The sequence below is a fragment of the Halobacillus litoralis genome (assembly GCF_009856415.1).
GTDB classification, from domain to species: Bacteria; Bacillota; Bacilli; order Bacillales; family Halobacillaceae; genus Halobacillus; species Halobacillus litoralis_C.
The window spans coordinates 209,811-229,750 of the sequence record NZ_WMEZ01000003.1; the positions used below are offsets into that span (position 1 = coordinate 209,811).

The window sequence follows — 19,940 nt, forward strand, 5'->3', positions numbered from 1 at the left end:
TGTCTTCATCACGCGTTACCACCCAAGTTGAAGATGAATCAACTCATCCTCCCCTTAAAAAGATAACGGATTTACCGTCTTCCACTACTCACCTGAGTTTTCGTAAAAGAAGCTCCAGAAGGTAATTCATGAAGAGGTGTGTATCGACTCGCAGCAACCGTCGACTCTCTGAAAACAGGGATCTCTTCACTACTGCACTTCTATCATTGCCGTAGATATTAAAGTTAGGATTATGTTACGCGGTAAGGAAGAAGATGTCAACGTTTTTTCTGAATCTTTTATTTTTTAACCTATCTTCCTAAAGTGCATGAAACTGCATCCGATCTCGTTAGGATTCATACCTGTAACCTGTCGTTCTGCCTATTTGGCTCAAGAACAACTGTGTACAGATAATCGACAAAAGGAAAACGAGTCCTGGTTCTGATGAATCCCAAATTGACGTGACCACAAAAAACAAGAGTGACGAAACGAAAACTATTACAAATATGTAAATAAGCAGGCTGATAAAATAACGCATGCGAAGTCCTTTCTATTTGTTTTTAGTCATAAAAATTAAACACGAATAAAAAAGGACAGGAGCAGCTTCCTACTGCCCCTTTTCCTCCTTTACCTAGTAACCTCTACACTCAGGTTACCATATCCAAGCTGAAAAGCGCCTTCGAAAAACACTGTAACCAGGCGTTTGAGTGAAGCTAAGATAATTGATATTCAAAAAGTCTGAGCTGTATCCTTTGCTCTAGCTACAGCATGTTCCCTAATCTCATCCGCTTGCTCCGGATTCGCCGCATGTCCTTCAACAAAAATACCATCAAAGGACGGGACGCCGAAAAACTGCATGACGATATTCAAATACCGGTGCCCCATCTCCATTCCCGCAGCAGGACCTTCCGAGTAAATCCCCCCGCAAGACTGGATGTGAAAAGCTTTTTTGTCTGTTAATAGACCAACCGGCCCCTGATCTGTATATTTAAAAGCTTTGCCCGCTACGGCCACCGAGTCGATATAAGCCTTCATCACAGGAGGAAAAGAGAAATTCCACATCGGGGTGACGAAGACGTACTTGTCTGCCGAGATGAATTGATCACTCAGCTCTCCCAATCGCTCGACTTTCCTTTTCTCATCTACAGAAAGTTCATCGCCGGACTGCAGTTTCCCCCATCCGCTAAAAATATCGGCATCGATCTGAGGAATGTCTTCTCTGTACAAGTCAATGTGAATGATCTCATCCCCTGCATTCATTTCTTTGTATGTGTCGATGAACGCCTTCCCTACCCTCATGCTGTAGGAGGCGTTCTCGTCGTGTGGATTTGCGGTAATGTATAACACCTTCGCCATACGTATCCTACCTTTCGTTTCAAGATAGTATAGTTTGGATGAAAACGCCCTTTTTTACTAATCAAATACATAAAAAAAGGGTCCATCCTGATTGGGATGGACCCTTAAGAATAGCTGTTATTCTTGCTCATCGGTAACCTCATGCAGGTAAGGATTAGCCGCTATGTTTTTTCTAGCATCATCTGTGATTGTAAACGTATCACTTGGCATTCCCTCTTGGTTTACAGGGGAACGTCCATCATAGTGGAAAGGTGTGTTTTCCATGCTTCCGCCTCCTTTCGTTCTTATTTCAATAGTCTCCACTTTTGAAAAGCGAATATTCTCAAGTTATGAATGTACATGCTGTTCTAAGTTCCATTATGTAAGTTTAATGATCAGCATCTCTTCCGTATTTCTCCCCAAAATAAGAGAATCCTGTTGGGTGCCACCGAGGTCCTTGAATCCATATTCATACATAAGACCCTTCATCCGAACTTCTCCCTCCATTACAACTTCGCTTTCATTGCAAAAAAACCTTTTCTATTCCTCTATTCCTATAAAATGAAAAAAGGTTGGTACGGTCACGTCCCATCCTTTTTTATCGTCTTTCTGATTCATCTATAAAGTACCACTTTTATCCTTTTTGCTTTCTCATCATGGAATGAAAAATACGATCAAACATCCGATCGGGAACCACTTTTCTTAAGAACATATAGGGTTTGGCATACTTGCCGGCCGCATATCTAGTTTTCGGCTTTTTCGCTTCGATCGCTTTCTTGACCGTTTCTGCAATCACTTTTGGAGAAGAGGCCGCCCCCGTCATATTCTTGGTCATCTTCATAAAAGCACGGGTCATATCTTTGTAGGCAGATGTCCCAGACGTTTTCCGCAGATTCTCTAACATAATCCCGGTCCACTCACTCTCGATACTCCCCGGTTGGATCACGACCACATCGATGCCGAACGGAGCTACCTCTAACCGCAGACAGTCTGAATACCCTTCAAGCGCATGCTTGGATGCATGATACCAGGCACCCATCGGTGTGAAGATCCTCCCGCCCATGGAAGAATTATTGATGATTTTACCTGATTTCTGCTTTCTCATATGCGGCAAAACGAGTTGAGTCATTCGGCTCAATCCAAATAGATTCACATCAAACTGGCGTTTTGCTTCCTCTAACGGAACGTCTTCCACAGCTCCATAAGAGCCATACCCTGCATTGTTGAACAATACATCGATTCTTCCTTCTTCTTTAATGATCTGATTCACCCCATCCACCATGGACTGTTCATCTGTGACATCCATGGCAAGAATCCGTGCTCCCTTCGACTCGAGACCCTTCATTTTTTCCAAACGTCTTGCCGCTCCATAAACAATGTAGCCTTCTTTCAGTAACAGTTCCGCAGTTGCCATCCCCATCCCCGAAGAAGCACCTGTAATCAGCACGACACCTTTATCCTTGTTCTTCATGTTTCATTCCTCCCACTCCTAATTAAAAGTTACACTTGTATCCAGATACACACTTGTGTCACTTATGTATGCAAATTATAATGAGAATATCATCTTAGGGTCAATGGTTTCTGAACAAGTGATACAGATGCAAGAAAGTGTGACATTTGTTACAGCGCGTTTGATGGAAAGGAGAACTGACATGAATGATAAAAGCACGAACCCGATTTCCATGAGATCGAGGAAATGGATCATCGACGCTTTACTTAGACTTATGGAAGAAAAGCCGTATCACAAAATATCAATCAGGGAAATTACCGAGTCCGCCGAGCTCGTACGGAAGACGTTTTATCGTAACTTCCAGAGTAAGGAGGAAGTCCTCCAAGAGTACATTACAGGACTGATGAAAGAAGTGGAGAAAGAATTCGAAGCGCTCGATGCCTTAACTCCGTATGCGATGGCTAAGCTTTACTTTGAATTTTGGCAGGAGCATAGAGAATTTTTAAACCTGATTCAAAAAAACGACCTGTTCGTCATTCTGCTCAAACAGCTAGACGACTATCTGCCATCTTTGAATGAAAGATACAAAGCAGATCTGATGAAGGGGTTTGATGAAACCTTCCTGAAGTATTATACGGCATTCAATTCTGCAGGCATTTGGCACATGCTTGAGAAATGGATTCGTCATGGAGCTGCAGAAACCCCTGAAGAAATGGCCCGTATCTATTCAGACATTACCTTGAACAATCCTCACTTAAAAAATTGATACGTCTGTGACGAAAAGGAAGGAGATGGGAGTATGAAAAAATGGCTCAAGTATTTGTTGCTTGGTCTTCTGGCGCTGATCATTGTTGGATTTTTGATCTTTTTCATCTGGACACAACAAACCTATGGACCATCAGAAGAGATGACACGCCTTGTGGAAGAACCCTTGCAAAAAGACGGATGGGTCGTGCATGAACCCAGTGAAAAAAGTAAAGTGGGGGTCATCTTATACCCTGGGGCAAAGGTCGAAGCAGAAGCCTACAGTTTTCTGGCTCAACAACTGGCGACTGAAGGATACGTAACAGGGATTCCGAATATGACGTTGAACTTACCTATATTGAACTCGAACAAAGCCCGGGAAATGATGGAGCGATATCCTAAGGTTGAGGATTGGTATGTGGGAGGCCATTCGCTCGGCGGAGTGGCTGCCGCCTCTTTCGTAAAAGATCACCCGGATGAAACAGCTGGACTGATTCTCTTTGCTTCTTATCCGACAGAGGGAAGCAGCTTCGCCAATTTGGAAACTCCGATCCTGTCGATTTATGCGGAGAAGGATGGGTTAACAACAGAATCAAAAATAGAAGAAACGGAGCCATTACTTTCGTCGGATGCGACGCTCTATGAAATTGAAGGGGGCAACCATGCCCAATTTGGTATGTATGGAGCTCAAAAAGGAGACCTGCCTGCTGAGATACCAGCCAAAAGACAGCAAGAAATCATCGTACGTACCATCCATGAGTGGATCCAAAATTAATACTGATAATCTAAAAAAGCGGAACTTCCTCAGAAGTCCAGCTCTTTCCTTTTATTTCACTCGTATAGTCGATCCGACTTGGAGGTTTCTAGCATCTATTCCTGGGTTTAATTCGTACAAGTCATTTACAGTAACCCCTTCGTGGAGGCCGGCAATGCCATAAAGCGTATCGTACGGAGCGACCGTATGATAGTGGGTGCTCTCTGCCGGTGAAACGCGGACTTCCTGACCTGGCTGCAAGTTCCAAGGGTCGATGCCTGGATTTAATTCAAACAGTTCCGTGAGCGTCAGACCCTCATGAAGGTTTGCGATGCTGTACAACGTACTCCCCGGTGTGACAGTATGAAACTCTTCATTTGGATAATCATCTTCATTGAACGTTTCCTCTGTTTTCACCGTAATTCGAGAGCCAGGTTGAATGATATCTGCATCAATTCCTGGGTTCCACTTGAATAAATCATCAACGGACACATCATCATATTGTTCTGCAAGGCTCCAGAGCGTGTCCCCTTTTTCGAAAGTGACTTGATAAGTTTCCGCCGAAACAGTGGTTGCTCCAGCACCAAACGTCATCCCTAAAGCGAGTACAGGTGCCAAAATCTTCTTTTTGTTCATCCATGGACCCTCCTTAAGGTTAAAAATGCTTTCAGTAATTGTGTTTCGGTTTTTCTTGTCATCTAAACGTAATATTTTGAAAGAATTTAAAATACTATGAAAAAAGCCAGCACTCCTGCTGACTTTTAAACATTCATACTTATGAGCAGGGCTCCTATTTTATCAATGAAAGCCCCCGAACCCTCCATGGTTCCCTTGATTTCTAGAATGTTTACGTACTTTGTCCTTCTGAATTTCAGCTTCATCATAACGCTTTTCTACAGAATTCCGTTTTTGTTTATTCATTTCATCGCCGTGAAATTTGTTCCTGTTCCATCCGAAAGCATCGCGCAAATATCCGTACAATAGCGGCAAAGCCAACAATCCCACGAGGCCGAGAAAAACCCCCATGTGCGAAACCCTCCTTTTCGTCTTATTACAAGTACGTAACACCATCAGGTAAAGTTTCAATATTTTTCTAAATCAACAGATTCACTCTATGCCACATTAGGTTTACATTTCGGTTTTTGGGAGTTTTAAGAATGAGATGATTGGATCGAAGCCCACCTTCAGTGAAAGATTCAATCTACTCATCTTCCGGGTTAATGATCGCCAAGACTTGGTGATCTTCCCACTTTCCATTGATTTTCACATTCTTCTTCGCTACCCCTTCTTTGTGAAAACCCGCTTTTTCAAGCACACGAATGGAGGCTTTGTTGTGGGGCATGACCCCTGCTTCAATCCTATGTAATTGGAGATGGTCAAAAGCATACTTCTGTCGTATAGCCCCTCCCATTGTAATCCTTATCGAGAAAATAACCGATAAAAGCGCTCTGTAACGATCCTCGCATGACTTGAAAAAGGTGAACCGTTCCGATTAGTTGATCTGTCCCCTTCTGGAATATCCCGAAAAAGTAACCCGTGTCCTCCTCTGTCTCTTTATGAAGATTTTCCAACCGGTTGTTCTGCCCCTCAAGCGTATAGAAATCTTCCGCTCTCATCATTGAAAAATGTTCAAAGAAAGAACGATTTTTCTTTTCATAATGCAGCAATTGCTCAGCATCATCTCTTGTAAGTTCACTAATATAAATCGATTTCCCGTGTCTCACATTCCGTCCCCTCCCCCGGGTCCACCACGAAAGCCTTTTTCTCGTGCAACGGCTCGTTCTACTTCTTTTTCCTGCTCTGTTTTCCGAATAGGAGGCTCTCCTTTGCGCTTTTTGCTTTTTCTCCTGTCCATGAAAACCATAAAAGCAATGAACATGACAAGAAACAATCCCCATAAAATGTTCGCAAGCATCAAACCTCTCCTTTCCTGTGCTGATTTCAGAAAATTCATATCTCTTTCTATTATTTCAAAACCTATCCATCCCTTCAATAAATAGACGCCACCTCACCGGTGACGCCTCTGTCATTGGATGTTCTTTTTGTCTTTACTAAGCACATAAACCTCATATTCATCGCCTCTAATCGGAGCTGTTTTATCCCCGGTTTGGATGAAGAGGTCAATCTCTTCCCTTATTTCTTCAGCTATTTCCTTCGAGTTTTCATTTGAGCGATCAAGAGACGTTTTAATTTTAATTTGAAGTGGATACGGATGAAAAGAATAAGCAAATCCTGTCACTGGGTATTGTTCCGACTCCATCATTGCCTGGGCAATATCGTTCACTGCTCCCGTTTCTTCCCATCGTTTTTCCTGTTCCCTTGCTTTCTTCTCTACTTGACGAATATCAAGTTTTGGTTCTTCGTTATATTCCTGCCCCTCTTCCAACATGATGTCTTCTAAGAGACTTAACCTTGTTTCCGTTTCTGGAACGATGACATTGATATACACCCCTTGAGTCGGGTTCATTTGAACTTGGACCGGAAACATGAGCTCAAAATTTTCTTCTTGCAGTCGTGCTGTTAACTTTCCTTCCAGTTCCTTCGTATTTTTATGGAACTGTTCCATTTCCTCTTCGGTCACATCCGACTGGTACACTCTTTCTTCAAAAGGCTTCACAGAGACCTCATAATTATGGAAGCCATTATCTTCTAAATGATCCTCAACAATGGTTTGGATTTTCCGTTTCCCAACCTCTATCTCGATCAGTTCAACGATGACTTCCTTATCCTCCTTGCTGACCTGCATGTTTCCGATTCGATACCCCTCTTTTTCAATCGACTGGTTGGCCTCATTGAAGAACGTCTCCATCCGTACCATTCGATCTTCTTCCTGCTCGATAAACTGACTGATGTAAGGAATTTTTGCAACGACGTGCTCCATCGCGGGGGTAAACAATAATCCACCCAGCAAAAGCACGACGACCGCAGCGCCCATCCAAAAGCGCCTAGCCTTACTTTTCCGGCGATCTTCTGGACTTTGCAAACGTTCTAACACTTTCTTCTGGTGCTCTTCTTCGAGCTTCATCTGCTTGACCTTTTCAGGATACTTCCATCGGTTACTCAAAAGCCCCTCCTCCTTTCAACATTCTCTTCAAACTGTTCCTTGCCCTGTGCAGCCTTGTTTTGACCGTATTCACATTGACACCTAACAACTCAGCGACTTCCTCCACGGATAATTCTTCGTAATAATAAAAGATGATGACTTCTCTTAACTTCACGGAAAGCTTCAGCACTTTTTGAAAGAGCACCTGATTTTCCTCTTCTTTTAAAATCTGGTCACTAATACTGGTCGTTTCCTTTCCTTTTTCCATCTTCATCGGTTCAAATGGAATCAGATTTCGGAACGACCAGCTTCTGACGTGGTCTTTGCAATGATTGATCGTAATGCGGTACACCCAGGTTTTGTAACTCGATCGATGTTCAAATGTATGTAAATGTTGATAACAGCGGATGAATACATCCTGCGCCAAATCCTCAGCCAGCTGCTGGTCTTTGACATAAGTAAAAGCAATTCTTACGACCATGCCCCCGTAGGATTCCATCAAGTCGACTAGGATCTCTTTATCTGTACTCCGCTCTGTTTGTTCCCCGTTCATAAGCTCCCCCCCCCTTTGTCATTACCTTTGACGAAATGGTTCATCAAGAGGTTCCATAAAATTCTTATGTGCTCATCTGAAGTCTATTCTTTTTACATGCATGCGGAAATTTCTTACTATAAAACTTATAAGGAGTGATAAGGATGAAAGAACAAGCGTGGACGAAAGAAGACATCCCTTCCCTAAAAGGTCAAACAGTGATTGTAACAGGAGGGAACAGCGGTTTAGGATATGAATCTGTGAAAGTTCTTTCCAAGCGGGGAGCAACCGTCATTCTTGGCTCAAGGTCGATGGAACGGGGACAGGAAGCCTTTCTATCCATTCAAAAGGAAAACCCTAATGCAGACATTGATGTCATGGCTCTCGATTTAAGTGATTTGGAATCAGTAAAGGCATTTACAGATTCCTTTAAGGAAAAGTACGACAGACTGGATCTTCTCCTGAACAATGCTGGTGTGATGACCACCCCGTATGGGAAAACAAAAGATGGTTTTGAACAGCAGCTTGGCATCAATCACCTCGGGCATTTCGCACTGACAGGACAATTGTTCGAGACCTTAAAGAATACGGCAAACGCTAGAATCGTCAATATTTCAAGTAATGCCCATAAATCTGGAAAAGTGAATTTCGATAACCTCATGTTTGAGGGTGGAAAAGGGTACACACCGATGAAAGCCTATGCCCAGTCCAAGCTTGCCAATCTATTATTCACTCAAGAACTGCAACGAAGAATTGAAAAGGATGGTTTGGATATGATCGTAACCGCCGCCCATCCCGGCATAGCAAGCACCAATCTCATGAGGCACATTGAAGATAAATTCCTCTTCAAGATTCTCGGGCGTTTGCTTGCACCGATGACACAGGAGGCACAAGAAGGAGCGCTTCCCGGCCTAAGAGCTGCGACAGACCCGGGTGTACAAGGAGGAGAATATTTCGGTCCTGGAGGCAGATGGGAGATGAAAGGTGCTCCTGTCGCAGTCGCTCCAATCACGAAGTCGTACGATGTCATGGACGCCGATCAATTGTGGAAAGTATCCCAAGAGCTTACTGGAGTTAACTACCCTTTCAATAAGTAATAGTAGCTATTCACAGCTGAAGAGGCCACTCTCTTCAGCTTTTTTATTTGTTGAGAATACAGACTTTTAGTTGAATAAAATTCCTTTATTTGGAATAATCAGAGATATAAAGCTAAGAGAGGAGCATCAGAATGTCTAAGAAAAAGATATGGGGGCTTGCTTTTTCTATTAGTCTGCTATCTATGCTTACCATCTACGGACTCGCGATGGACTTTGAATTCTTGAAATATGAAGTCAATGACCAGAATCAATTGGTTATGTACGATGGCTTGAATGGACCGAATCCAATCATCAATTCTGATGTAAGCAAGGAACAGGAAAGCTTGTCTGTCTTAGGTGACTACATGAGCCAATTCAATCGTTGGTTCCTTGCAGGCATAATGATCGCTCCATTTTTTATTGCCTCTTATTATCTACTGTTCAGTGAGAAGTGGATGGGGGACCACCCGAAAAAAAAGAAGTACCTTTCTTGGACACTTTCCGCGAATGGAGTGGTCATCACCATTGCAGTCTTTATATGGGTCCATTACATCGAACTCGTGAATGATGCCTACCATAACGTCTTATTCTACATATACCCTTTGATGTAGACTGGCACGATGTCCTTCCTCATTCAACCCTGAGGAAATAGTTTTTCAATATGATTCGCCTCTTTTTGATAATGATTTAAATAAAGATGGAAGTCCTTCATAGGGCTTCCACCTTTTCCTTTTAACCCGTTAAAATATCTTCTTCCGGATGTTTCACAAGATCCGGGGACTGCTTGGCAAAAGCGAAAGCGAAGGTCAAAGGCCCCAATTTACCAATCAGCATGGTCCCAATGATGATCACCTTACCTACTAAACTCAGGTCTCCTGTTAATCCCATGGAAAGTCCGACAGTCCCAAAGGCAGAAACACTCTCAAACAAAATCATTAAGAACGGAGCATCTTCCGTCAAATTCAAAACAAATGTCGTAAAAATGACCACACACATGCCCGCAATGGTTAGAGCCAGAGCTTTGAGAATGATGTGGGAGGAAAGACTCCGGTGATAAATGGATGTATGCTGCCTATTCTTGAAAAAGGAAATCGTGGCAAGCAGAATCGCCATGGCCGTCGTCAGCTTGATCCCGCCAGCCGTGGAGGCACTCCCTCCACCAATAAACATGAGTGTAATCATATAGAACAAAGTGGATTCTTCCATCTGCCCGATATCTAAAGTATTAAAGCCAGCCGTACGCGGGGTCACCGCCTGAAAATAAGAGGCCTGAATTTTCCCCAGCGTCGAAAAATCAGCAATGGTGGCAGGATTATTGAATTCTAATAATAGAATAACTAAAAAACTTATGGTGTTCAGAACCAACGTACCTACAATCATCAACTTGGTTTGTAAGGCCAGACGATTGAACTCTTTCGTCCTCCACATATCAAAAACCACGGTGAACCCGATGCCGCCGATGATAAATAATAGTGTGATGACAATATTGACAGCAGGATCTATGACATATCCGGATAGACTATCAGACCAAATCGAAAACCCGGCGTTATTAAAGGCTGATATGGAATGAAACACACTTGCATAAATGCCTTGAAACCACCCATATTCAGGTACCCACCGGATCGACAAAAACACGACAGCGATACTTTCAACAATCAATGAGAAGATGAGCAAACGCTTCGCAAGCTTTACCACACCACCGATTGCCGATTGATTCAAGGCCTGTTTAATAATTAGCCGATGCTTCAACCCGATTTTCTTACCGACAGCGATATAGATCAAGACGGCAAATGTCATAATGCCAAGGCCCCCGAGTTGAATGAGCAGCATGATTACCACTTGTCCAAACATCGTAAAGGCTGTCGCCGTATCCAATACGATCAAACCGGTCACTGTCATCGCAGAAGTGGATGTAAAGAGCGCATCAATAAAACTTATACCGTTTGTTGTCGCGATAGGAAGCATGAGCAATCCAGCACCAACTAGGATGAGAACCACAAACGTCACAATTAAAATTTGAGGTGGAGACCATGAAGGACCTTTCATTTTCAGACCGCCATTTCTTCTATAGGATGATACTTATTGTATAGCGGCCCTCGCGTTTTATAAACATATTTTTTCAAGTTTTACATTTCACTTTTGTTTAAAAAGAACCTCATTGTCTCTATACACTTTTCACTTTAGGCTCGAACAGGCGATATGACATGAACCTGTTCATCATCTCCGCGACTGCGAAGGATCAGTGGACTCATTGTCCCGTTGTAAAAAAGCTGGATGTCCTCTCCTTTTGTGGCTCTTAATGCTTCTAACAAAAAAACGCTGTCGACATAAACATCCATGGCACCCTCACCTGAAGCTTTTATTAAAGGAATGTTTTCCTCAATCATGCCCACTTGTGGGGAAAAGGAAGAAATGTTCAGGTTTTTTTCCTTTGTTAAACGCAATTTAATTTGGTGGTTCCCACTATCTTTCGCAAACAAACCAGCTCTGTCCACACTATACATCAAACGATTCTTATCTATGACCAGTTCTGCCTTTGAAGATTTGGATAAGAGAGCTTCCATATTGGGGAAGGCTCCGTCAAGCAACTTTGAAATCAATGTCAATTCTCCCGATTCTACTTTGAATAGTTGGTCGGTGATGTGTATCTTCAAACATTCCTTTGTATTCTTAAAAAGTTTCATTAACTCTCTCAACGTTTTCATAGGAACCGTACACGAATGATCCGTCCCGCTATTTAGTCTTTTCTTAACAAAAGCTAATCGGTAAGAGTCCGTGGCAATTGCTTGCACCTGATTCCCGGAGAATTCCAAATGAATGCCCGTTAATACGGGACGACTTCCTTCTTTAGCTGCAGCAAAAAGCGTTTGGCGAACCAACTCCACCAAATCCATACTATTCATCGAAATGGAGCCATCCCATTCGACATCCGGGATACTGAGGTACTCTTCGGTTGAGAGTGCAGATAAGGAAGTTTTCACTCCCCCGGATTCCATCATCATACGTCCATTTACGATCTTCATATGTACAGGACCAGGCATTTTCTTTACTAAATCCTGAAAAAAATCAGCTGGTAATACACAAGCACCTGTTTCAACCGATTCAAACCCACCTTTATGGACGGGTATGACTTTCTTTATCATGAGCTCTCCGTCACACCCTACAAAAACAAGCTCCTTTTCCCTTACCTCCATCTTTATACCATTCAAGACAGGAAGCAGCGACTTTTTACCAAGAACAGCGGCTGTTTCAGAGACCGCTTCCTCCAACGTACTTTTATGTATTCGCAATTCCATGGAAATAACCCTCTCCCTTTCTACTCTTTACATTCGACGCGAACGTACGTTTGACCTTCTTTTATAAAAAAAGAACTCCCCATATTTATAGGCATTTCTTTTTAACCCTTACCCAACAATCGGTGTTGCGCGTTTGTTCTTTACATCTTCGATGACCTGTTGATGATCCTGAAATATGTAATCAGGAAGATTATCCAGCCCAAAGAAACGATTACTCAGGGACTCTTCATTCTCCTTCACCAACTCCCCTTCATAGGAACGGCAAATAAAACAAATTTCTACGATTGCAGCCTGGTCTCCATTTCCAAAGACTTTATGCTTATGAGGACCAGAGTAGATGCCGAAGAGTTCCATCTCGTTTAGAGCCAATCCTGTTTCTTCATAAACTTCTCGCCTTGCTGTATCCTGAACTGACTCATCTAATTCCATAAAACCCCCGGGTACCCCCCAGCTTTCTGAATCTGGCCGCAATTGCAGCAATAATTGGTTCTTTTCGTTAATAACGAGCGCTCCTGCAACGACCATCAGCACCTTCTCATGACCGACCATGGAACGCAAATGACGAATATAATCCATAGCTTTCTCCCTTTTCATGAAGATTCTCGTAATGCCCACTGCATCCCATCAACTTTCTGCATCCGTCCGGACACCCGATAATCATTCGTATTCAAGCGGAAATAATGACGGGCACCCGTATAAGTGGTGTACCAAAGGTTATTAATGATGATCATTTCTCTTGTTTTCTCATCCCTCTTAATTGGATGGAAGGAAGATCCAAACCGTTCATCTTTCCGTTCAATGACCCCAAGCCTGCCATCTTCATCTAACCACATCGCTAATATACCCTGCATCTCTTCCGCCCCCTTATTTACGTTTGAACAACTGTTAAGCGACCCTGTTCATCGACTGTAATGGTTCCTATGTTATGAACGACCAATTCAAGGGGATGAACCTCAGATACCTTATCTGAAAAAATCCACCGTCTTCCTGATTCAACGAGAAGGAGATAACAATCACTTCCATCATCTCCCATAAAATTCAGATATGCCCTGTGTATCGGATCGTTGTCTCTGGATGTTAAGCCGATGCGCTGTAATTCTTCACTAGCTTCTAAAACATGGCTCACAGTCAAACTCATTTCACTGATGTTCAAAAGTGTTTGCATACAAAATGGACCTGATTGACGTGGGGAATGCTCTCTAGCAATAAACTCCACAATGTTCCCCACTGGGTCACTGATATAAAAAGAACGGCCTCCAAGCCTCTCAAACACGATTTCATCCTTATCGGCTTCCGTATTCAGGAATACTTTCTCCCTCACCCAGTCCTTCGCTTCTTTAAACTGGTTGGAAGGAATATTGAATGCAAAGTGGTAAAAAGGCTCGCGCTCCTTTTTCTCATCCAAAAAACGAAGGACCCCGCTCCCCACTTTAATTGATAACTCCTCTCCTTCCTCTCGTTCGATTTCTGTGAAGCCTAACCATTCGATGTAAAAACCTCTGAGTGAATCGATCTTATTTGCCATCAAGGTTACAGATGCTATTTCCAAATCGCCCACCTTCCTTTTCTATACAACAAGGATAGCGAATATTCTCGATCATTCCCTCAGGTAGTGGAATGATTTCATCTACGACCTAAGATGGATAAGATTACTTGAGGTTGCTCTTATCGTGTTTCCCCTCAATCCAGCTCTTTCAGAAAAAGAAAACTTACATTTTCTTGAAACTTTTCCGAAAATGTTTCCGTAACCATATAGAAAGGAGGAACCATTATGTATTTCCCGTCCAAGAGAAACATTTATTACTCGATGATCATCTGGGGCTTGATCCTGTTCATTTTTTTCATCTATCTTTTCGGAGGAAGACCCATCGGTTTTCAAATCATTACCTACCGTGATCCTTTAGGTTATGTGATGTCCGGAGGTATGGTCGGTCTTTTGTTATGGATCTGGTTCCGTACAGGTTACACCGTTAAGGACGGACATCTGTTCATTCACTCTGGCCCGTTGCGAAAGCGGATTAACATCGAGGACATCAAAAAAATCAAGCCAACCAAAAGTCCGATGTCGGCTCCTGCTTTATCGTTTAGAAAACTCGAAATCCTTTACGGTAAATTTATGTTTACGTTGATTTCCCCAAAAGATGAACAAAAGTTCCTCCAAGTCTTGGAGAAAGAAAACCCTCATATCAAAATTGACCCAAGACTGCTGCAGGAGAAAAATTAAAGGAACAAAAGCGACCTCTCCTTTCCAGAAGACTTCGGGAAGCAACAGGCACAAGCACGTTCACGATCAGTATGAACTCAGAAAAAATAGGAGGCACCGATGGTTATTCATCCTGCAGCTGGATCGGTGTATATCCTGGATAGGTGATCGAAATAAACCATCCAGTCCATGAAACGATCGTGTTAAGCTCGGCACCTGCCAGGCTGGCGATGAGGTGTCCAACAGGGACAAACAGCATCCACGCATACATGATACTGACAAGGTTCATCGTACATTTACATTCATCCTAACGAGAGGTCCACAAGCTTGCTATATGTATTCGGCAGTTTTTCCTCATAAACTCTTATCTGATCTACCTCAAATGCTGGAAAAGGACGAAATTCCTTATCTGCAGCCGCAGCCATATCGACCAAATCTTGTTTAGACAAACCATGGCTCGTCTTGGCCAGTGTCAAATGAGGGACGAAATGATCAAGCTCAAAATAAGCGTCAATTTGTTCGCGTGTCGGGGCAGCGACTTGTACCATTTGTTTATGTAACCCATAAAGTTTATCCGATCGCACACTCAAATAAAGCACATCGTCACCGAAAAAAGCGGGTGCGCCTAGTTGAATCCGGAAAGGTTTCAGTTTCCGGCACGTTTCTCTCACTTCATTCAACCAATGTCGGTCTGGAGTCAAACCTCGTTGAGCCTTCAGCGTGACATGTGGCTCTACGACTTCTGTGATCGTATTTCCGCTCCATTTTTTCTGAAAGTGAATGACCTTTTCTTTGAAACCTTCAGGTGGTATCAGACCGATGAAATGCTGCATTTCCCTCCCCCTTACCAGGTATATATTTATATCGCGACACAAACGGCGCCCCCATCAAGCCTATGATAAACAGACCTAAACCTCCCAGGATATTCAATGAATGATTTTCAAAAGGATATATAAGTGAACTAAAAACCACTAAAGGAACCACGGTAATCAGGGAAAACAAAAAACGATCGATGAAATAGACCTTATGTCTGCAACCACAATTTTCACAAGAGGCTTTAGAAAAGAAAAGGTTCGTAGCCAAAACCTGCACCCACCGAAAAGATTGGTTACAACAATTACATGGCGTCACGGTCCCCACCTCCTTTTTTTACTTACGATAAAGTGACCTCCGAAGTTTCAACAATTGGAAAACACTAAAGAAACAGTCACCCTATTCATTGATCCACATTCAACCGCCAATCCTGCTTCCTTCAACCACTTTTTCAGATGATAGATTCTTCCACTCTTTTAATTGCATGGCCGGGTGATTCTATACGTTATCCAAACATCCACCCTTTGCTTCGGCTCTTTTATTAAATCAACCTCAACCGTCTTCCATATTCCAATAACCCTAAATAAGGGTCCCCACCTATGCCTAGTTGGTGACAAAAAGCCGCTTCCGTTTTGATTCCTTTTCTTTTCAATGCCAAAATTTCCGTCTTCAACCCCGGAGTGGTTCGTAACAGTTTATATGATCATATGTAAGTACGCATGTTGTTCATGTACCGGCTGCGGTTGCGCGAACACTTCAAACTCAAACCCCTTATATAAGAAATTTGCTTTCATAACCTCCCGCTCCCGGATGGTTTTTCTTTGCAACCGGAACCCTTCCATTTGCTCATAATCTTTAATCAAACGCTGCTCCAAGCTAGGAAGGTCATAGACTTCCATAATAATATCCAAATCCGAATTCTCTACGTCTATACCGATGGGAATGGTGCCACAAAGAACAGGATGAAAGGATAGATAGTTTTTTATAATCCCCAAATCCTCCATCACTTCATAAGCCCTCCGCTGCTTTCTACTCCCATTTTCCATTCGTTTATAAAGGGTATTCATACATCCCTATCCTACTTTCAAATCACCTGAGCTCGTCTCAGCTGTTAATTGGAACTCACCTTCTGCTTTCGTGCCCCGCACTTTATTTTCGTTTCTCACTTCATAATGAAGGCCCGTCCAATGGATCTGCGCTTCTCCCGAATTCGATTGATAAACGAGTTTACAAGAATCCGGTTCTTCCTCATAGAAAAAGCGGATGTCCCCGCTTGAAGTAGAAACTGCCACATCCCCAAGCATCTTTGTTGCGTGGATGCGGATTTCCCCCTACGAGGAACCGAACACACCTGTCCCGAAATCAAACTTTTCCCCAAACACTTCCCCACTGCTTGTATGAATGTCGGTATTTCGGCTTTGAACATTTTTCAGTAAAACATCACCACTGGACGTTTGAATCTGCAAATTCTCATGAATCATATCTGCGATCGTCACATCCCCGGAACTTGCGGTAAGCGTGGAATGATGAATAGCTAAACCTTCGACATCGATGTCACCGGAGGACGTTTCTACCATGAAAGACCCTATAGTTTTCACAGGAGCTTCTATTAAAAGTTTCATATCTTTTCGCATTTGAATGCCGACCCGCGTCTTTTCCTCCGTCACTCTCAATGTCAGGTTATTCCCTTTTTGCTCATGGGAGAGGGTAAAATGATCCTTGTCCTTCTCATAAACGTTCCCAGATAAAGTGAGACGCCACTCCTCACCTTCCACTTTCACAACTTCCACATCCACAGACGTCGACTCCACTTGCAGGTTCTTGATTTCCTCAGTAAATCTTTCCTGTTTATGTAGGTGATGGGTCTTTCCTCCATTGGAGCGCTGATAAAGAAGCGCTACACCAACAGTGGCAATCATTAAAATCAGTATAATTTCCATAAATGTTTCTCCTTTATCTATCAGAATGGACTGTTCCCCCTCCTAAAAATTCGACAAAAGTTTCCAATTCCCTTTCAATGGCAGTAAAAATCCCTGGTCCATAACGACCAGGGGTTCATATTTTATCAGCTTTTACTTGCTTGACGTGTGTTGTTTCAACATCCCCTAATTCAGGTTTAATGTCCTTTAACTCGAGGTCAATATCCTCTATCGCCTAAATACACGCTCTTTCACCCTCATCATCCGAACACGGTTATATCTTTGCACAATAATAAAAGGAAGATTGAACAAAATCGCATAGGCTACCATGATCCAGCCGGCCCACGGCGGGTTGAACAAAAAGAAAAAAGGAGCCGCGAACATCTGGAGCCAATGAGAAAGCTCCGAACGATTCGTCTGCTTTTCAAAGAGATCCCATTGCGAAGGGTTGCGCAAATGTGCTGCTGTTTTCCCTTTCCTAAACCACCTTCTTGCTTCAGGAATTCGGTCTTTCCACTTTTTCACACCTAGCCGTTCATAAATCTTCGCCCGCGTTTCCCATCTTTTCACACGATATAACCCGGCGAAGGCCTTCACAAATGCCTCCGGAGCAAGAGATACAAAACTACTCACACCAAGATGGATGCACAGCCAGGCGACTACATTGACAACCATTAAGAGGAACTCCTTTTTTTATCAACAATCGAACGTCCTTTCCATGTGGTTTGCCGCACGAAAAAGGTCTTCCACAAGGAATATGCAAAAACAAACACGAAAAAGAAGAAGTGTAGCGGAAACAACAGGGAATCATACCATTTGAAGTTTCCGATCCCGCCCCAACTCCTATGCATCAGTATAGCTAAGGCTACATACCCCACATCGCCCCACACCCCAAGGACAGGCAGGTTGATCAAAAAAGACAAGACAGCGGTGAGCCAAACAACGTTTGCAAACGTCATGATTGGAGACGCTGTCTTAGCCCCTGTTGAAAAGCTTTTGGCCCAGCCCTCCACCACTTGTTTCAGGTCAGAGTCATACATCCGCATATTTAATACACCACGGCCGCTATAGGCTTTCGTTTTTAACCCCTTGGAAGCTGCTAATCTAGTAAAGGCCAGGTGCTCAACAATCTCTTCCCGGATCGTTTCGTGACCTCCAAGCTTCCAATAGGTATCAGCAGCTATGACAAGACAGGGACCGAAACCTCCCTGGGTCCCGAGTCTTTCTTTAAACACAGTCGTTAAACCAGAGGAAGCCATAACAACCAGATGAAAAACGCCGGATAACTTTTCCCAAAACGAGCGCATTTCATGAAAAGGATGAACGGTGAGGACGGAACCTTCGCCGTCAAAAACATCCACCAGACGATCGGTCCCTCCATCAGAAAACCATGTGTCTGCATCCAAGAACACGAACGTCTTACCGTTCGCTGCTTTGGCTCCGTTATAGCAGGCCCATGACTTTCCCATCCAACCAGGAGGTAAAGGCGGGTTGTCCACCACTTTCACGCCAAAACTCTCCGCAGCAACCCACGTCCCATCTTCTGAATCATCGTCGACGACAATGATTTCCCGTTGTGGATCCTCAGACACTATAGTCGGCAGCAGACGTTTCAAGTTTTCTGCTTCATTCCGAGCTGGAATGATCAATGTGTACATCTCTGTATTCTTACGTTTTCTTTTAGGAAACGATAATTTGTGCCAAAAAAGGAGCAGGGTTGACAAAACTGCCAGGATCATCCCCCACATTCAGGCCACCTCCCTATGTACTTCCATTGTCGCCTCAGGAACTCTTGATTATACAAGGACAAGACCGGGTACAATGGTTATTAAAAAAAGAGGGTTCAATGATGCTTAAATTATGGATGGCACGATTACTGCGACTTTTCCCCAATCAGGCAGAAAGAAACCTGATGGTCCCGTTTCGATATGTACATAAGAAAGTAGACTTGATTGTCGATACCGGAGTCAAACCGACATCCATCAGCTTGTATTATCCGGATGCACCTGATGGAAAGCGACTCCCCGTTTATATGAACATGCACGGAGGCGCCTTCATTATGAATGAAAAAAGAATGGACGACCCCTACTGCCGTTTTCTTGCGAATGAAACGGGAGCTGTAATCGTCAATGTCGACTATGCCAAAGCGCCCGAGTATCCGTTTCCAAAACCAGTCGAACAGTGTTACGAAATCTACCAATGGCTCCAATCCCATGCTGAAGAACTCCATCTCGATCGCGACTACATGATGGTCGGCGGGCAGAGTTCAGGCGGGAACATGGCTGCGGCACTCTGCCTTCTATTGAAAGAGCGCTCCGAACGACAGCCGCTTCTGCAAGTGCTCTCCTATCCGATGCTCGACTTCGTCACCCCGCACGGTGATAAACCGGAGCCGGATAAATGGCGGGCGAAGTACCCGGAGGCCGCCCATTTTCTCAACTACTGTTATGTCCCAGAAAAAAACCAGGCCGAGCACCCGCTCGCTTCCCCTGTGAAAGCAGAAAACGTCGAAGGATTGGCGCGAGCGCTTTTCATCATACCTGAATATGATGCTTTTACTATGGAAGGAAAAGCCTACGCGGATAAGTTGAAACAAGCGGGTGTCGATGTAGACGTTCACGTTTTTGAGGGATGCTCACACGCATTCACCCACCAGGGGCCACAGGATCAAGCAGAGGAAGCTTGGCGTATGATTGCTAAAACAATAGGCCAGGTCACAGAATCGTAACAAAACCAGACCGATTATCCTTTGCCACCCCCTGCTTTTTGACTTATAATGACGGTTAGTGTCGTATT

At 43.5% G+C, this 19,940-nt stretch carries 25 protein-coding genes, 2 pseudogenes and 1 other annotated feature (1 of these 28 only partly in view); of the genes and pseudogenes, 6 read left to right on the forward strand and 21 right to left on the reverse strand.

Annotation, left to right across the window (positions count from 1 at the left end; genetic code table 11):
* Positions 1–216 (reverse strand) — a binding site (T-box leader) (it extends 10 nt beyond the left edge of the window).
* Between the two features lie 492 nt (positions 217–708).
* From GLV98_RS10725 to GLV98_RS10730, 3 genes are all read right to left on the reverse strand, one after another.
* Complete coding sequence (locus GLV98_RS10725; protein WP_160914947.1) at positions 709–1,335, reverse strand: FMN-dependent NADH-azoreductase; 627 nt, start codon at positions 1,333–1,335, stop codon at positions 709–711.
* 117 nt (positions 1,336–1,452) lie between these two features.
* The gene (locus GLV98_RS19985) at positions 1,453–1,599 is read right to left on the reverse strand and encodes a hypothetical protein (RefSeq protein WP_202410013.1); all 147 of its coding nucleotides are present in this window, start codon (positions 1,597–1,599) and stop codon (positions 1,453–1,455) included.
* Positions 1,600–1,948: 349 nt separating this feature from the next.
* The gene (locus GLV98_RS10730) at positions 1,949–2,785 is read right to left on the reverse strand and encodes an oxidoreductase (RefSeq protein ID WP_160914949.1); all 837 of its coding nucleotides are present in this window, start codon (positions 2,783–2,785) and stop codon (positions 1,949–1,951) included.
* A gap of 181 nt (positions 2,786–2,966) precedes the next feature.
* Between GLV98_RS10730 and GLV98_RS10735 the strand changes: the two genes are divergently transcribed.
* Both GLV98_RS10735 and GLV98_RS10740 read left to right on the forward strand, forming a co-directional pair.
* Positions 2,967–3,530 (forward strand): TetR/AcrR family transcriptional regulator, encoded by a 564-nt coding sequence (locus GLV98_RS10735; protein WP_160914951.1) that lies wholly within the window; start codon positions 2,967–2,969, stop codon positions 3,528–3,530.
* A 33-nt stretch (positions 3,531–3,563) separates the two neighbouring features.
* A complete protein-coding gene (locus GLV98_RS10740; protein WP_160914953.1) occupies positions 3,564–4,283 on the forward strand; it encodes an alpha/beta hydrolase in 720 nt (239 codons plus the stop codon).
* A 51-nt stretch (positions 4,284–4,334) separates the two neighbouring features.
* On the opposite strand, the gene GLV98_RS10745 is transcribed toward GLV98_RS10740, so the two are convergent.
* From GLV98_RS10745 to GLV98_RS10770, 6 genes and pseudogenes are all read right to left on the reverse strand, one after another.
* On the reverse strand, positions 4,335–4,898 hold the full coding sequence (locus GLV98_RS10745; RefSeq protein WP_160914955.1) for a LysM peptidoglycan-binding domain-containing protein: 564 nt from the start codon (positions 4,896–4,898) through the stop codon (positions 4,335–4,337).
* Between the two features lie 162 nt (positions 4,899–5,060).
* Positions 5,061–5,288 (reverse strand): hypothetical protein, encoded by a 228-nt coding sequence (locus GLV98_RS10750; protein WP_160914957.1) that lies wholly within the window; start codon positions 5,286–5,288, stop codon positions 5,061–5,063.
* A gap of 175 nt (positions 5,289–5,463) precedes the next feature.
* Positions 5,464–5,986: pseudogene (locus GLV98_RS10755) on the reverse strand (GNAT family N-acetyltransferase).
* The gene (locus GLV98_RS10760) at positions 5,983–6,177 is read right to left on the reverse strand and encodes a hypothetical protein (protein ID WP_160914959.1); all 195 of its coding nucleotides are present in this window, start codon (positions 6,175–6,177) and stop codon (positions 5,983–5,985) included. The pseudogene GLV98_RS10755 and the gene GLV98_RS10760 overlap by 4 nt, the downstream one beginning before the upstream one ends.
* Positions 6,178–6,288: 111 nt before the next feature.
* Positions 6,289–7,326, reverse strand: a complete 1,038-nt coding sequence (locus GLV98_RS10765) for a DUF4030 domain-containing protein (protein WP_160914961.1) — start codon at positions 7,324–7,326, stop codon at positions 6,289–6,291.
* Positions 7,319–7,858: a sigma-70 family RNA polymerase sigma factor gene (locus GLV98_RS10770; RefSeq protein WP_160914963.1), complete on the reverse strand. Its 540-nt coding sequence runs from the start codon at positions 7,856–7,858 to the stop codon at positions 7,319–7,321. The genes GLV98_RS10765 and GLV98_RS10770 overlap by 8 nt, the downstream gene beginning before the upstream one ends.
* Before the next feature lie 143 nt (positions 7,859–8,001).
* Between GLV98_RS10770 and GLV98_RS10775 the strand changes: the two genes are divergently transcribed.
* Positions 8,002–8,934, forward strand: a complete 933-nt coding sequence (locus tag GLV98_RS10775) for an oxidoreductase (RefSeq protein WP_160914965.1) — start codon at positions 8,002–8,004, stop codon at positions 8,932–8,934.
* 131 nt (positions 8,935–9,065) lie between these two features.
* Positions 9,066–9,524: a hypothetical protein gene (locus GLV98_RS10780; protein WP_160914967.1), complete on the forward strand. Its 459-nt coding sequence runs from the start codon at positions 9,066–9,068 to the stop codon at positions 9,522–9,524.
* A gap of 121 nt (positions 9,525–9,645) precedes the next feature.
* On the opposite strand, the gene GLV98_RS10785 is transcribed toward GLV98_RS10780, so the two are convergent.
* The 5 genes from GLV98_RS10785 to GLV98_RS10805 form a co-directional block, all read right to left on the reverse strand.
* Positions 9,646–10,959, reverse strand: coding sequence for a TrkH family potassium uptake protein (locus GLV98_RS10785; RefSeq protein WP_160914969.1), 1,314 nt, complete (start codon positions 10,957–10,959; stop codon positions 9,646–9,648).
* 134 nt (positions 10,960–11,093) lie between these two features.
* Complete coding sequence (gene dnaN / locus GLV98_RS10790; RefSeq protein WP_160914971.1) at positions 11,094–12,209, reverse strand: DNA polymerase III subunit beta; 1,116 nt, start codon at positions 12,207–12,209, stop codon at positions 11,094–11,096.
* A 108-nt stretch (positions 12,210–12,317) separates the two neighbouring features.
* Positions 12,318–12,785, reverse strand: a complete 468-nt coding sequence (locus tag GLV98_RS10795; protein ID WP_160914973.1) for an NUDIX hydrolase — start codon at positions 12,783–12,785, stop codon at positions 12,318–12,320.
* Between the two features lie 14 nt (positions 12,786–12,799).
* Complete coding sequence (locus GLV98_RS10800; RefSeq protein WP_160914975.1) at positions 12,800–13,060, reverse strand: hypothetical protein; 261 nt, start codon at positions 13,058–13,060, stop codon at positions 12,800–12,802.
* Between the two features lie 17 nt (positions 13,061–13,077).
* Positions 13,078–13,758 (reverse strand): hypothetical protein, encoded by a 681-nt coding sequence (locus GLV98_RS10805; RefSeq protein WP_160914977.1) that lies wholly within the window; start codon positions 13,756–13,758, stop codon positions 13,078–13,080.
* A 222-nt stretch (positions 13,759–13,980) separates the two neighbouring features.
* Here GLV98_RS10805 and GLV98_RS10810 point away from each other — a divergent pair, with 222 nt between their 5' ends.
* Positions 13,981–14,433 carry a PH domain-containing protein gene (locus tag GLV98_RS10810; protein ID WP_160914979.1) on the forward strand — a complete coding sequence of 151 codons (453 nt, stop codon included), beginning with the start codon at positions 13,981–13,983 and terminating at the stop codon, positions 14,431–14,433.
* A gap of 103 nt (positions 14,434–14,536) precedes the next feature.
* Here GLV98_RS10810 and GLV98_RS10815 read toward each other — a convergent pair whose 3' ends face one another.
* The 7 genes and pseudogenes from GLV98_RS10815 to GLV98_RS10845 all read right to left on the reverse strand — a co-directional run bounded on the left by GLV98_RS10815 (position 14,537) and on the right by GLV98_RS10845 (position 18,892).
* Entirely contained in the window at positions 14,537–14,701 is a 165-nt protein-coding gene (locus GLV98_RS10815; protein ID WP_160914981.1) for a hypothetical protein, read from the reverse strand.
* A gap of 13 nt (positions 14,702–14,714) precedes the next feature.
* A complete protein-coding gene (locus tag GLV98_RS10820) occupies positions 14,715–15,245 on the reverse strand; it encodes a 2'-5' RNA ligase family protein (protein WP_160914983.1) in 531 nt (176 codons plus the stop codon).
* 521 nt (positions 15,246–15,766) lie between these two features.
* Positions 15,767–15,898: a DUF4269 domain-containing protein gene (locus GLV98_RS20260; RefSeq protein ID WP_337193743.1), complete on the reverse strand. Its 132-nt coding sequence runs from the start codon at positions 15,896–15,898 to the stop codon at positions 15,767–15,769.
* A 22-nt stretch (positions 15,899–15,920) separates the two neighbouring features.
* The gene (locus tag GLV98_RS20265) at positions 15,921–16,292 is read right to left on the reverse strand and encodes a DUF4269 domain-containing protein (protein ID WP_272917293.1); all 372 of its coding nucleotides are present in this window, start codon (positions 16,290–16,292) and stop codon (positions 15,921–15,923) included.
* 6 nt (positions 16,293–16,298) lie between these two features.
* Positions 16,299–17,165, reverse strand: a pseudogene (locus GLV98_RS10835) (DUF4097 family beta strand repeat-containing protein).
* A gap of 207 nt (positions 17,166–17,372) precedes the next feature.
* Complete coding sequence (locus GLV98_RS10840; protein ID WP_160914989.1) at positions 17,373–17,819, reverse strand: glycosyl-4,4'-diaponeurosporenoate acyltransferase; 447 nt, start codon at positions 17,817–17,819, stop codon at positions 17,373–17,375.
* A complete protein-coding gene (locus GLV98_RS10845) occupies positions 17,819–18,892 on the reverse strand; it encodes a glycosyltransferase (protein ID WP_160914991.1) in 1,074 nt (357 codons plus the stop codon). The genes GLV98_RS10840 and GLV98_RS10845 overlap by 1 nt, the downstream gene beginning before the upstream one ends.
* Before the next feature lie 101 nt (positions 18,893–18,993).
* Between GLV98_RS10845 and GLV98_RS10850 the strand changes: the two genes are divergently transcribed.
* A complete protein-coding gene (locus GLV98_RS10850; protein WP_160914993.1) occupies positions 18,994–19,872 on the forward strand; it encodes an alpha/beta hydrolase in 879 nt (292 codons plus the stop codon).
* The last annotated feature ends 68 nt before the right edge of the window (positions 19,873–19,940 follow it).